This is a genomic window from Curtobacterium sp. MCSS17_007 (assembly GCF_003234175.2).
In the GTDB taxonomy this organism is placed as follows: domain Bacteria; phylum Actinomycetota; class Actinomycetes; order Actinomycetales; family Microbacteriaceae; genus Curtobacterium.
The window spans coordinates 624,415-637,273 of sequence record NZ_CP126257.1 but is presented as its reverse complement, the minus strand read 5'-3'; the positions used below and the strand labels follow the sequence as shown (position 1 = coordinate 637,273).

Below are 12,859 nucleotides of genomic sequence, written 5' to 3'. Positions count from 1 at the left end.
CGGCGGTGCGTGCGTCGGGTCGCAGGGACCTCTGTCGGCAGGCTCGCGCTCCACGTCAGCAGAAGCTGAGGATCGGTTCACCTGATGACCGGGAAGCGCGGCGCACGCGGTACCCGGTGCGGCACGCAGGGGCCGCAGCTACCGTCGGACCGGTGACCGATGACCGACGCCGCGAACTCGGCGACAGCGACGCCCCGGTCGAGGACGAGATCAACGAGTCCTTCGACGCAGTGGTGGAGGAGGGCGCCGAACGCCTGCAGCGCACGACGCGGGTGGTCCTCGCGACGGGCTTCGCCGGCGGCCTCGAGGTCGGCCTGGGCGTGATGGGCTACCTCGCCGTGCTGCACGAGACCGACAGCCACCTGCTCGCGGGGCTGGCCTTCAGCATCGGACTCATCGCGCTGCACCTGGCGCACAGCGAACTCTTCACCGAGAACTTCCTCATGCCGATCGTCGCGCTGATCGCCCGCGAGGGCACCGTCGGACAGCTCCTCCGGCTGTGGCTCGGGACGCTGCTGGCCAACCTCGCCGGCGGCTGGGTCGTCATGTGGCTCGTCGTGCAGGCCTTCCCCCAGTGGCACACCGTGCTCGAGGAGTCGGCGCGGCACTACGTCGACACCCCCTTCGGGTTGCAGGCGATCGTCCTCGCCGTCCTCGGCGGCAGCACGATCACGCTCATGACCCGGATGCAGCAGGGCACCGACTCCGATCCGGCGAAGCTCGTCGCCGCGGTGGTGGGCGGCTTCCTGCTCGCCGGGCTGCAGCTGTTCCACTCGATCCTCGACTCGCTGCTCGTGTTCGGCGCGATCCAGGCGGGGGCGTCGATCACGTACGGGCAGTGGCTCGGCTGGTTCGGGTACACGCTCCTGTTCAACGTGCTCGGCGGGGTCGTGCTGGTGACCTCGCTCCGGATCGTCCGGTCCGCCGACCTGCTGCAGGGCCGGCGACGCACCGCGCCGGAAGCACCCGACCGCGCGGCGGGCGAGCAGGACTGACCCGAGCGGGCCCGACCCGAGCAGGACCGACCCGAGCAGGCGAGCAGGGCCGACCCGCGCGGGCGAGGGGCGAGCCGTCGGACGGGAGGCTCGTGGCGGGCTCCGCCACGGGCCTCCCGTCCGTCGGTCAGGGCCGGGAGTTCACGCGACGCCCGTCGCGTCCGCCACCCGGACGGACGCCGTGATCGCGACCGCCTGCGCCGCCGGCTCCACGAGCAGACGGCGGCCGTCGCCGGACGCGGACCCCGCGACCAGCGCGGTCGCCACCCCGGTGCCACCGGCCCACGTGACCTCGACCGACGACCTGTCGAACCAGATGGTGAACGCGACGCGGCCGTCCTGGGGCGGCACCGTCGCGCTGACGTGCCGCTCGAACGCTGCCGGCAGGCCCGCGGCCGCGGGTCGGTCGAGGTGCAGCGCGCCCGCTGCCGCGTCGTAGCGCAGGCCGAGTCGGCGCTGGCCGTCGACGTCGTCCACGTCGAGACGGACAACACCTGCCGGGTCCCGGACCGTCACCGCCACCTCCACGCGCGCGACCGCGGGCAGGACGTGGACGGTGGCCGGCTCGTCCTCGTGTCGGAGCACCGCGTCCGCGGGGCCCTGCGGCCCGAGGATGCGCTGCACGAGCTCGGGTCGGCCGTCCCGGTCGGTCAGGCCCAGCGCCCGCGCGTAGGTCATCGCCCCTCGCCAGGGCCGGGTCGGCAGCTCCTTCGCGTAGTCCCAGTTGTCCATCCAGGCGATCAGCGTCCGGTCCTCGGCGTCCGTGCCCGAGAAGGTCACGCCGGCGTAGGCGTCCGGGCCGTGGTCGAGCCAGCGGTACGTCGCCAGTTCCGTGACGGACTGCTCCCGCCACGAACCGTCCGGCAGCGGGGTCTCGGTGGGGAGCGGATCGTCGGCGACGAACCGTTCGCCGTCGAACTGCCCGAGCACGACGTGGGTCCCGGAACCCCCGGCGACACCGCCGGGGTTCAGGCTGACGAGCAGCACCCAGACGACCCGGTCGGGGTCGCCGTCGACGGCGAGCGGGAAGAGGTCCGGGCACTCCCACACACCGCCGACCGGTCCGGCCGGGCCGTAGGACGACAGGTACGTCCACGAGAGCAGGTCCGACGAGCGGTGGAGGACGACCTGGCGGTCCGCGGCCTCGACGGCGACCATGATCCAGCAGGGGCCGTCCGCTCCCTCGTACCGGAAGACCTTCGGGTCGCGGAAGTCGGTGGAGCCGCGGCGCAGCACGGGGTTGCCCCGGTACTTCTGCCACCGGTACCCGCCGTCGGTGCTGAAGGCGAGGGCCTGCGACTGCTCGGTCTCGGCCGCGAGGGTCCAGATCGCGACGAGGGGTGGCGCGTCCACCGATCCGAGCCCGCTGGTGTTCTCGGCGTCGAAGACCACCGAACCGGAGAACACGTCGCCGTCCGTGTCGGCCTCGAGCGCCACCTCGTGCTCCGTCCACGTGAGCAGGTCGACGCTCGACGCGTGCCCCCAGCCGACCGATCCGTGGTCGATCCCGCCCGGGTTGTGCTGGAAGAACAGGTGGTACCGGCCGTCGTGCAGGATCAACCCGTTCGGGTCGTTCATCCAGTTCCGCGCCGGCGTGAAGTGCCGGAGCGGGCGGTGGAGCGCCGCCTCGGCGCCGGGCACCGCTTCCGCGGACGCCGGGGGCTCCGTGTCCGTCGCCGCGGTCACTTGACGGACCCGGCGGTCAGGCCGCGGACGAAGAAGCGCTGCAGGGACAGGAACACCACGAGCGGCACGATCAGCACGATGAACGACCCGGCGGCGACCAGGTTCCATCCGGACCCGTACTGTCCGAGCAGCCCGAGCAGGCCCTGCTGCAGCACCGGGTTCGTGTTGCCGATGAAGATGTACGCGACGAGGTAGTCGTTCCAGACCCAGAGGAACTGGAAGATCGCGAACGACGCCAGGGCGGGGACGGACATCGGGACGGCGAGTCGCCAGAAGATCTGGAAGTGGGACGCACCGTCGACGCGGGCCGCCTCGATCAGCGCGACCGGCAGCGTCGACATGTAGTTCCGCAGGATGTAGATGCACAGCGGCAGCGCGAACGCCGAGTGCACGATCCAGGCCGCCGGGAAGGTGCCGGTGATCTGCAGCCCGGTCGCCTGCGTGATCGCCTTGTAGAGCTGCAGGACCGGGATGAGCGAGATCTGCACCGGCACCACCAGCAGCCCGACGATGACCGCGAAGTAGAACTCCTTGAACCGGAACTGCAGGAACGTGAACGCGTAGGCGGCGAACGCCGAGATCATCAGCGGGAGGACCGTCGCCGGGATCGCGACCGCGACGCTGTTGAGGAACTCGGCCGCCAGGCTCTGCCCGGTGCCCGAGGTCGCTCCCGTCAGTGCGTTCGAGTAGTTGTCCAGCGTCCACTCGGTGCCGAACAGGTCGCCGAACACCGTCCACCAGCCGGTGCTCTGGGCGGCGGTCGTGGTGCGGAAGCTCGTGATGAGCAGGCCGATCGCGGGCACCATCCAGAGCACGGCGATGATGCCCATCACGATGCTGAGCAGGACACGGGGACGCTGCGCGGCGCTGGTCTTCGTCACGCGTTCGCGCTTCGTCGCGACGAGCTTCGGTGCGCCGGCCACCGGGACGATCTCGGTCATCGGAGGGCCTCCTGTTCACGGTAGGTCCGCACCTGGTACACGATGACCGGCACCACGGCGAGGATGAGGATGACGACCACGGCGGACGCCTTCCCGGGGTTGTTGAACGCGAAGAACTGGGAGTAGAACTCGACGCCGAGCACGTTCGTGTCGAACTGCCCGTTCGTCATCGCGAACACGATGTCGAAGATCTTCATCACCGTGATGAGCACCGTGATGCCGACGGCGATGATGGTCGTGCGGATCTGCGGCGCGATGACGCGGAAGAACGCCTGGCGTTCGCTCGCACCGTCGATGCGGGCCGCCTCGATGGTCTCCTCGGGGACGGCCTTGATGGCCGCGGAGAGCAACACCATCGCGTACCCGGCGTTGAGCCAGATGACGACCGCCATGAGCAGGAAGCTGTTCATGCGCAGGAAGTCGTTCTGCAGCCACGGGATCGGGTTCGCGTGCGTCAGCCCCGTCCAGATGCCGTTGAGCAGACCGACCTGCGGTTGTCCGGGTGCGTTGTACGCGTACACGAAGGACCACATCGACGCGGCGGCGATGAAGCTCACCGACATCGGCAGGAAGATGAGCGACTTGAACGTCTTCTCGCGCTTCGGGCCGAGGCGGTCCGCCAGGGTCGCCACGAGCAGGCCGATCACGACCACGACCGCCGGGACGACGATGATCCAGAGCAGGTTGTTCAGCAGGGTCGACAGGAACGACGGCGTCGAGAAGAGCGAGACGTAGTTGTCGAGACCGCCGAACGACGTCAGTCCGTACTGGTCGGTCTTCTGCAGGCTCTGGATCACGGTCTGCACCGTCGGGACGATCAGGAAGACGAGCAGGAGGAGCAGGACCGGTCCGATGAAGACGTACGGCAGCAGGCGACCGTGCCACTTGCCGTGCGTCTTCGAGACCAGGAAGTTGAGCCCGAGGTAGATCAGGAACGAGACGGCCAGTCCGCCGATGACGGAGACGAGGACGCTGAGGACTTGCTGCACGAGGGGTCACCTCACTTCGTTGTCGGGGTGTGCTGTCGCGGCGTGCAGGCGCCGAGGGCCGTGGCGGTACCCGGTCGGCACCGCCACGGCGCAGGTGGAGGGTGTTACTGCGAGGGCCAGGAGTCGTCGATCGCCTTGAGCGTCTCGTCCAGCGACTGCTGACCTGCGGTCCAGGCCGTCAGGTTCGTCCACTCGGTACCGGCACCGACGGCTCCGGGCATCTGGTCGGAGGCGTCGAAGCCGAAGACCTTCGCGTCCTTCACGGCCTGCTGCGCGACCTTCTGGAACGGGCTGGTGTACTCCGAGGCCGGGAAGTCGTTGTGCGGCGAGAGCGCGGCCGACCAGTTCTTGGCGTAGCCGTTCGTGCCGAACTCCTTGCCGACCAGGTAGTCCACGACCTTCTTCGTGTCGTCGTCCGTCTTGAACGCGGCGACCAGGTCACCACCACCGAGGGTCCCCGAGGTCGCGGCGCCCTCCGGGGTCGGGAGCGGGAAGGCGTTCACGTTCGTCGTGTCGCCCTTCGCGATCTGCTCCTGGATCGTGGCGGGGAAGTTCCCGGTGATGAACGTGCCCTGGCGCATCATGTAGCACTGGCCGGCGGACTTGCCGCCGTCGACGAACAGGTTGTTCCCCGCCGCACCGAAGTCGGTGGACGCCATCGCCTTGCCGCCGCCGTTCACCGCGCCGTCGGCGAAGATCATCGACTCGACCTTGCCCGCGGCCTCCTTGACCAGCGGCGAGTCGAACTTCACCTTGTGCGTGATCCAGTCGTCGTACTTGTCGAGGCCGCCGTAGCGGAGCACGTACTCCTCGAGCCAGTCGGTCATCGGCCACCCGTTCGAGCCCTGCGACGCGATGCCGACGCACCAGGGGTAGCCGGCGCCGTCCTCGATGATCTTGTCCTGCAGCGCGGTGAGCTCGGCGTCGGTCTTCGGGACCTCGTACCCCTTGGCCTCGAACGCCGCCGGGTTGTACCAGACGAGCGACTTCACGTTGATGTTGTAGGGCAGGCCGTAGGTCTTGCCGTTCACCTTCGCGATGTCGGCGAGGCCGTTCGCCTCGTCCGCCGTGACGCTCTTCAGGTCGACGATGTCGTCGAGCGGCTGGATGCCCTGGCTGATGAGCGACTTGAGCACGCCGGGCTGGGGGAAGATCGCGATGTCGGGGGCCTGGCCGCCCTTCACCTGGGTGACGATCGACGTCTGGAAGCTGTCGCTGCCGGAGTACTTGACCGTGATGCCCTGGCTCTTGGCCCACGTGTCCAGGTCCTTCTGGAACGCCGTGGCCTGTGCACCGGTGAAGCCACCGGAGATCGTGACCGTGCCGTCCGACGACCCGGATCCGCCGGCGCTGCAGCCGGTCAGCGTCAAGCCGGTGCCGACCGCGAGCGCGGCGGCGACGGCGATGCCCTTACGAAGCCTCATTACTTCGACCTTTCACTCGCACAAACCCAAATCGTTTTGTGTCGAGGACGAGCATCACACAGGGCACGACCTCCCGCCACGGGCGGAGGTCACGAACGAGTAACGGTTACCGGTCCGATCGAGCCGCGGACGACGAGCTCTCCGCGGAGCCGCTCGACCCCTGCACGCGGCGTGTGCGGCGCGGTCAGCGCTCCCGTCTGCTCGAGCGCGCGACGGACCGCGGCGCGCCCCATCTGCTCGTGCGGGAGCGCCACCGTGGTCAGGCCCGGACGCAGGGCGGCGGCCACGAGCTGCAGGTCGTCGATGCCGACGACCGACAGGTCGCGCCCGATCCGCATGCCCCGCTCCTCTGCCACCTGGTAGACGCCCATCGCCATCTGGTCGTTGAAGGCGAACACCGCGGTGGCGCGCTCGGCTGGGCCTTCGTCGGCGGCGTGCGACGCCACCGGGCCGAACAGCTCGGTCGCTGCTCGGTAGCCGGCCGCGGCATCGGCGACCTCACCGGCGGCCCGGACCACCACGGGCGCGCCCCCGGCCTCGACCAGGGTCCGCTCGTACCCCTCGACCCGGCCCGTCACGGCGGGACCGGCGCCCTCGACGGTCAGGTGTGCGATGCGCCGGTGGCCCGCCTCGAGCAGCGCGCGGACCGCCGTCGCGGCGATGTCCTGCTCGTCGGGCACCACCGACGGCACCGGAGCAGCGGGGTCGAACGCGTCGAGCAACACCGTGCGGGCCGGGTCGAGCGACCGCGGCAGCCGGATGACCCGGTTCGACGCCGAGGCGAAGACCACCGCGTCGACCTGGCGCTGGATCAGGGCGTCGATGCGCGGGTCGTCGAACTCGCCGGTCGCGATGTCGACGATCATCAGGACGTGGTCGTGCGCAGCGGCCTCGGCCTGCGCCCCGACGATGATCTTCCCGGCGTACGGCGTCGAGGCGATCTCCTCGGACACGAAGCCCAGCACCGCTCGACGGTCGGTCCGCATGGCACGGGCGATCGGGTTCGGCGCGTACCCGAGGCGCTCGACCGCTTCCTCGACCCGCAGGCGCGTCCGGGCGCTCACGGTGCCCTTGCCACTCAAGGCGTGCGAGACCGTCGTGATCGACACCCCGGCCTCGGCCGCCACGTCGCGGATGCTCGTCGATCGCGCCACGTGTTCTCCCTGCGGTCTGCCCGTCCGGCCCGGCAGCCCCGGGAGGCACCCGCGGACCGCACGTGATGAGCCTAGTCACGCACTCGGCGGACACGGGAGCGCCGGTGGACTAGCGGGACGCCGGGGCTCCCACGGCGAGCGCCGACGCCAGGGTCGCGATGAGCCCGAGGCGGGCGAAGTACGGTCGAGCGGCCACGGGGAGCAGCGCGATCAGGGCGAACGCGTTCGCTGCGGTGTCCGCGAGCCGGTCCTGCTCGGACGGCGAGAGCGGGACGCCGGCGGCGACGAGGGTCGCCCAGCCGACGATCTCGGCACTCGGCAGGTCCGGGTCGCACACGCTCGCGCGGTCGATGCCCTCCGGCAACGGCGTGACGCGGTGCGCGTGCAGGACGGCCTCGAGCTCTTCTCGCATCGCTCCACCGTAGAGAGCGGTCTGCCGGACGTCACAGGGAGTCGGGGGACACCCGCTGGTCCGTCTGCCACGATCGGAGCATGCCCTCCGACGGACGCCCCCTCGCACGCCTCGGCTTCCTGACCATCGGCTCGTTCGACCCGGCCGACCCCGCCGCCGGGCACGAGGCGACGCTCCGCGTGATCGAGCGTGCCGAGGGGCTCGGCTACGACAGCGCGTGGCTGCGGCACCGCCACCTGCAGCACGGGATCTCCTCCCCCGTCGCGGTCATGGCCGCCGCGTCGCAACGGACCGAGCGCATCGAGCTCGGCACCGCCGTGACACCGATCGGCGCGGAGAACCCGTTCCGGCTGGCCGAGGACCTCGGGACCGTCGACCTGCTGCTGGGCGGACGGCTGCACCCGGGCTTCTCGGTCGGTACGCCCATGCACTTCGACCTGTACCGCGACGCGATCTACCCGGACACCGCGGAACACGAGGACCTCGGCAACGACCGGCTGCTGCGCTTCCGCGACCTGGTGCGGGGCGACCAGGTGACCGCGGTCCCCGAGCGCCGCGGGATCGAGGAGTTCGCCACCACCGTCCAACCGCACAGCACCGGGCTCGCCGACCGGCTCTGGTACGGGACGGGCAGCACGCGCTCGGCCGTGTGGGCGGCCCAGAACGGCTTCCACCTGCTCACGTCGAGCGTCACCCGGGCCGAGGTCGGGGACGACTTCGCCGTGAACCAACGTGCGCAGGTCGAGGCGTACCTCGACGCGCACCCGGACCGTGCGGCGGCACGGGTCTCACAGGGCCTGGTCGTCATCCCGACCGACACCGCCACGCCCGATCAGGAGGCCCGGTACCGGGCCTACGTCGACGCGCGTGCGGGCCGCGTGGGCGTCCCGCAGGGGCCGGCGGGACTGCTCTTCGCCGCCGACCTCGTGGGCACCTCGTCCGAGATCGCCGACCGGCTCCGTGCGGACGCCGGGTACCAGGTCGCGACCGAGGTCGCGTTCGCACTGCCCTTCTCGTTCGCGCCCGACGACCTGGCGCAGATCGTCACGGACATCGCCGAGCGGCTCGGTCCGGAGCTCGGGTGGGCGCCGGGCACGGCGTCGGTCGCGCGCTGACCGACCGGACGCCGACGGCGGCGTCCGTGACGGCACGCCGGGGTCCGTCGTGACCGGCATCGGACGGGAGGCGCGGTACCGGCCCGCACCGCGCCTCCCGTCCGCCCCGGAACACGTCTGCGTCCCCGGGCGCGTCCTCAGCGCAACCAGCGGTACTCGTACTCGGGTCGGCCGTGTCCGCGGTGGCGGACGTCCTTGTCGACCTGCCCGGCGCCGGCGAGGTGCTCCAGGTACCGCCGGGCCGTGACGCGGGACAGCCCCGTCGCCGCCGCGACCTCCGACGCGGACCCCCCGTCGGCCATCTCGAGCAGGGCGTCGCGGACCACCTCGAGGGTCTCGCGTGCGATGCCCTTCTCGTGCTCGGCGGGTGCGACCGGGCGCAGGGTCCCGAGCCGCTCGTCGATGTCCGCCTGGGTCAGGGCGCGGTGGTCCTCGAAGCCGCGCCGGAACTCCCGGTACGACGTCATCCGGTCGGCGAACGCGCGGTAGCTGAACGGCTTCACGAGGTACTGCACGATGCCGAGCGCGATCGCGTTGCGGACCGCGCGGACGTCGTGGGCGGCGGTGACCGCGATGACGTCGACGGCGGAACCGGCGGACCGCAGGGCACGCACGAGCTGCAGCCCGTGCACGTCCGGCAGGTTGAGGTCGAGCAGCACGAGGTCGGGTCGTTCGGCGGCGACCGCGGCGAGCATCGCCCGACCGGTGTCGACGGAGCCGATCACGGCGAACCCGTCCAGGCGTGCCACGTAGGCCGCGTGCGCCTCGGCGGTGAGCGGCTCGTCCTCGACGATGAGGACGCGGATGGGAGCGGTCACGTACGCACCCGTCCCGGTGCGAGACCGACCACGAACGTCGTGCCCTCCGGCCCCGTGTCCACGGTGACGTCCCCGCCGATCCGCGCGAGGGTCGACCGGACGAGGTCGAGCCCGATGCCGCGCCCCTCCGGACCGGCGGCCTTCGTCGACCAGCCGCGCTCGTACACGGCGTCGACGTCCGCGATGCCGGGGCCGTCGTCGCGGACGACGATCCGGACGTGACCGTCGACCTCGGTCACCGAGACGTCCACCCGACCCCGGGGGCGGCCCGTGTCCGGGTACTGGCGTGGGTCCGGACCTGCGGCGTCCCGCCCCTCGGCGACGGCGTCGACGGCGTTGTCCACGAGGTTGCCGAGCACCGTGATGACGTCGCCGGGCGCGGCCGGGACGGCGTCGACCAGGCCGCTGGCGTCGGCCACGAGCACGACGCCGCGCTCGTGCGCCTGGGCGCGCTTGGCGGCGAGGAGGGCGTCGAGCACCTCGGGAGCGGTGCGCTCCGGGTCCTCGGCGTGCCGGTCCGTCTCGTCGTGCCGGTCCGTCTCGTCGTGCCGGTCGATCTCGCTGTGCCGGTCGACCTCGATGTGCCGGTCGATCTCATCGGAGGCGAACCGGATCGCCTCGTCGACCCGCCCGAGCTCCATGAGCGCGACCACCGTGTGCAGTCGGTTCGCGAACTCGTGCGTCTGCGACCGGAGTGCGTCGGTCAGGGTCCGGGTCGCGGCGAGTTCCCCCGACAGGTGCAGCAGGTCGGTCTGGTCGCGGATCGTCGTGACGGTGCCGAGGGGCTTCGTCGACCCCCGTGGGAACGCCATCTCCTGGTTGACGACGAGCACCCGGTCGGCGGTCGTGTACGTCTCGTCCACCGCCCGGTCACCGGATGCGAGCAGGGTCCGCAACCCGTCGGGCACGTCGAGCGCGGCGAGCGGGATCGGCTCCTGCCGCTCCCCCGGCGCCGGGAGGTGCAGCAGCTCCGCGGCGCGGTCGTTGTGGAGCACGACCGCGCCGGACCGGTCGACGACCACGAGTCCCTCGTGGACCGAGTGGAGCACGCCCTCGTAGGACGCGAAGACCCGGGCGAGCTCCTCCGGTCCCCGTCCGGCGGTGACGCGGGCGAGGTAGCGGCTGAGCAACCACGAGAACAGCGCGGACACCGCGACCACGGCCGACGCGAGGAGGACGACCGACGTGAGTCGCGGCACCAGCGCGGTCGAGATGTTCGCCACGGTGACGCCGGCGGCGACGAGTCCGACGACCCGCCCGTCGTCGTCCGTGATCGGCGTGACGGCCCGCACCGATGGACCGAGCGTCCCCGCGAACGTCTCCGTGAACGTCCGCCCCTCCAGCGCGGGCTGGACCGTGCCGCGGAACGGCCGGCCGATCTCGGACCGGTCCGGGTGGGTCCACCGCGTGCGGTCGGGCGCCATGATCGTGATGAAGTCCGTGTGGGTGCGGCGCATCAGGTCGAGGGCGTAGGGCTCGAGGCGCGCGGACGGGTCGGCGGCGGTCGCCTGCTGCACCACGAACGGGTTGCGGGCGATCGACACCGCGAGCACGGTGGACTGCTCGGCCGCGTCCGACTCGACGTCGGCATGCGCGGACGACCAGCTCCAGGCAACGCCGACCGCCACCCCGACCACGACGAACAGCAGCTGCAGCGTGAAGAGTCGCGTCGCGATGCTCCAGCGTCGGGGTGTCACGGTCGTGCCTCCTCGCTCCGTTGCGGGACGGCACCATCCTCGCGCACGCGGGCGGTCCGTGCAGCCTCCCGTGAACGTTGTGAACACAAGTCGGTCCCGCGGCCCGGTCCGCGCGAGGGTGTGTCCGTTCCCCCGAGGACGAGCCGACCGGAGCGACGCCGCTCCCGGTCCTGACGACAAGGAAGTCTCATGGCATCGACGCACTCGACCACCGCACGCCCCCGGCGTCGCGGTCTGGATCGCTCGCACTGGCTCTACATCGCGGTCATCGTCGCCGTGCTCGCCGGCATCGTGGTGGGCCTCACGGCCCCCGACTTCGCCGTCGGGCTCAAGCCGATCGGCGACGGCTTCATCGCGCTCATCAAGATGATGATCGCGCCGGTCATCTTCTGCACGATCGTGCTCGGCGTCGGCTCCATCGCGAAGGCGGCGACGGTCGGCAAGGTCGGCGGCCTGGCGCTGGGCTACTTCGTCGCGATGTCGACCTTCGCCCTGGCGATCGGCCTCGTCGTCGGCAACCTCATCCACCCGGGCGACCACCTCGACATGTCGAAGGCCACCTACGAGCTGCCCGCCGGCACCGAGGAGAGCGCGTCGTCGACCTCCGGGTTCCTGCTCGGGATCATCCCGGCGACCCTCGTGTCGTCGCTGACGAGCGGCAGCATCCTGCAGACGCTCTTCGTCGCACTGCTCGTCGGCTTCGCGCTGCAGGCCATGGGCGAGAAGGGCGCGCCGATCCTCACCGGCATCCGGCACCTGCAGGCCCTGGTGTTCCGCATCCTCGCGATGGTGATGTGGGCCGCCCCGATCGGCGCGTTCGGCGCCATCGCTGCGGTGGTCGGCGCGACCGGCGTCGCAGCGCTCGTCGCGCTCGGGACGTTGATGGTCGCGTTCTACATCACCTGCATCGTGTTCGTCGTCGGTGTCCTCGGCGTCCTCCTCCGCGTCGTCACCGGCGTGAACATCTTCAAGCTCATGAAGTACCTGGGCCGCGAGTACCTGCTCATCGTGTCGACGTCGTCCAGCGAGGTCAGCCTGCCGCGCCTCATCGCGAAGATGGAGCACCTCGGCGTCTCGAAGCCCGTCGTCGGCGTCACCGTCCCGACCGGGTACTCGTTCAACCTCGACGGCACCGCGATCTACCTGACGATGTCCTCGCTGTTCATCGCGAACGCCCTCGGCACGCCGCTGAACATCCCGGAGCAGATCTCGCTCCTGGTCTTCATGATCATCGCCTCGAAGGGTGCCGCCGGTGTGACCGGTGCCGGGCTCGCCACCCTCGCCGGTGGTCTGCAGGCACACCGCCCCGACCTCGTGAACGGCGTCGGCCTGATCGTCGGCATCGACCGGTTCATGTCCGAGGCCCGCGCCCTGACGAACTTCACCGGGAACGCCGTCGCCACCGTGTTGGTCGGGACCTGGACGCGCCAGATCGACAAGCAGCAGGTGGAGCGGGTGCTCTCCGGTGCGGCGCCGTTCGACGAGCGGACGATGTCGGCCGACGACCACGGCGGCTCCGAGGCCCAGCAGCCCGAGCGGATCTCGACCGAGGCCGTCCGCACCATCGTCGAGCCCGAGCGCTCGAGCGCCACCCGCCGGTAGTCACCACGCCCCGCCCCGCCCCAGGA

At 71.1% G+C, this 12,859-nt stretch carries 11 protein-coding genes; 3 read left to right on the top strand and 8 right to left on the bottom strand.

Annotated elements, in window-relative coordinates:
- Positions 1-152 precede the first annotated feature (152 nt).
- On the top strand, positions 153-995 hold the full coding sequence (locus tag DEJ22_RS03070) for a formate/nitrite transporter family protein (protein ID WP_111226632.1): 843 nt from the start codon (positions 153-155) through the stop codon (positions 993-995).
- 141 nt (positions 996-1,136) lie between these two features.
- Here DEJ22_RS03070 and DEJ22_RS03065 read toward each other — a convergent pair whose 3' ends face one another.
- The 6 genes from DEJ22_RS03065 to DEJ22_RS03040 form a co-directional block, all read right to left on the bottom strand.
- Positions 1,137-2,681, bottom strand: a complete 1,545-nt coding sequence (locus tag DEJ22_RS03065; RefSeq protein ID WP_181430716.1) for a glycoside hydrolase family 32 protein — start codon at positions 2,679-2,681, stop codon at positions 1,137-1,139.
- Positions 2,678-3,622, bottom strand: coding sequence for a carbohydrate ABC transporter permease (locus DEJ22_RS03060; protein ID WP_111226634.1), 945 nt, complete (start codon positions 3,620-3,622; stop codon positions 2,678-2,680). The genes DEJ22_RS03065 and DEJ22_RS03060 overlap by 4 nt, the downstream gene beginning before the upstream one ends.
- Positions 3,619-4,611 (bottom strand): carbohydrate ABC transporter permease, encoded by a 993-nt coding sequence (locus tag DEJ22_RS03055; protein WP_111226635.1) that lies wholly within the window; start codon positions 4,609-4,611, stop codon positions 3,619-3,621. The genes DEJ22_RS03060 and DEJ22_RS03055 overlap by 4 nt, the downstream gene beginning before the upstream one ends.
- A 104-nt stretch (positions 4,612-4,715) precedes the next feature.
- A complete protein-coding gene (locus DEJ22_RS03050) occupies positions 4,716-6,035 on the bottom strand; it encodes an ABC transporter substrate-binding protein (protein ID WP_111226636.1) in 1,320 nt (439 codons plus the stop codon).
- Between the two features lie 89 nt (positions 6,036-6,124).
- Positions 6,125-7,189: a LacI family DNA-binding transcriptional regulator gene (locus tag DEJ22_RS03045; protein ID WP_111226637.1), complete on the bottom strand. Its 1,065-nt coding sequence runs from the start codon at positions 7,187-7,189 to the stop codon at positions 6,125-6,127.
- A gap of 109 nt (positions 7,190-7,298) precedes the next feature.
- Positions 7,299-7,601 carry a hypothetical protein gene (locus DEJ22_RS03040; RefSeq protein WP_111226638.1) on the bottom strand — a complete coding sequence of 101 codons (303 nt, stop codon included), beginning with the start codon at positions 7,599-7,601 and terminating at the stop codon, positions 7,299-7,301.
- Between the two features lie 80 nt (positions 7,602-7,681).
- Between DEJ22_RS03040 and DEJ22_RS03035 the strand changes: the two genes are divergently transcribed.
- On the top strand, positions 7,682-8,716 hold the full coding sequence (locus DEJ22_RS03035; protein ID WP_111226639.1) for an LLM class flavin-dependent oxidoreductase: 1,035 nt from the start codon (positions 7,682-7,684) through the stop codon (positions 8,714-8,716).
- 137 nt (positions 8,717-8,853) lie between these two features.
- Here DEJ22_RS03035 and DEJ22_RS03030 read toward each other — a convergent pair whose 3' ends face one another.
- Complete coding sequence (locus DEJ22_RS03030; RefSeq protein WP_181430717.1) at positions 8,854-9,534, bottom strand: response regulator; 681 nt, start codon at positions 9,532-9,534, stop codon at positions 8,854-8,856.
- A complete protein-coding gene (locus tag DEJ22_RS03025; RefSeq protein WP_181430718.1) occupies positions 9,531-11,231 on the bottom strand; it encodes a sensor histidine kinase in 1,701 nt (566 codons plus the stop codon). Before DEJ22_RS03025 ends, DEJ22_RS03030 begins: the two co-directional genes overlap by 4 nt.
- Positions 11,232-11,420: 189 nt before the next feature.
- Here DEJ22_RS03025 and DEJ22_RS03020 point away from each other — a divergent pair, with 189 nt between their 5' ends.
- Positions 11,421-12,833 carry a cation:dicarboxylate symporter family transporter gene (locus DEJ22_RS03020; protein WP_111226640.1) on the top strand — a complete coding sequence of 471 codons (1,413 nt, stop codon included), beginning with the start codon at positions 11,421-11,423 and terminating at the stop codon, positions 12,831-12,833.
- Positions 12,834-12,859 lie beyond the last annotated feature (26 nt).

Excerpts from the sequence above, each read along its gene's own strand:
- DEJ22_RS03060 (WP_111226634.1), bottom strand. The coding sequence starts at position 3,622 with ATGACCGAGATCGTCCCGGTGGCCGGCGCACCGAAGCTCGTCGCGACG.
- DEJ22_RS03050 (WP_111226636.1), bottom strand. The coding sequence starts at position 6,035 with ATGAGGCTTCGTAAGGGCATCGCCGTCGCCGCCGCGCTCGCGGTCGGC.
- DEJ22_RS03040 (WP_111226638.1), bottom strand. The coding sequence starts at position 7,601 with ATGCGAGAAGAGCTCGAGGCCGTCCTGCACGCGCACCGCGTCACGCCG.
- DEJ22_RS03035 (WP_111226639.1), top strand. The coding sequence starts at position 7,682 with ATGCCCTCCGACGGACGCCCCCTCGCACGCCTCGGCTTCCTGACCATC.
- DEJ22_RS03020 (WP_111226640.1), top strand. The coding sequence starts at position 11,421 with ATGGCATCGACGCACTCGACCACCGCACGCCCCCGGCGTCGCGGTCTG.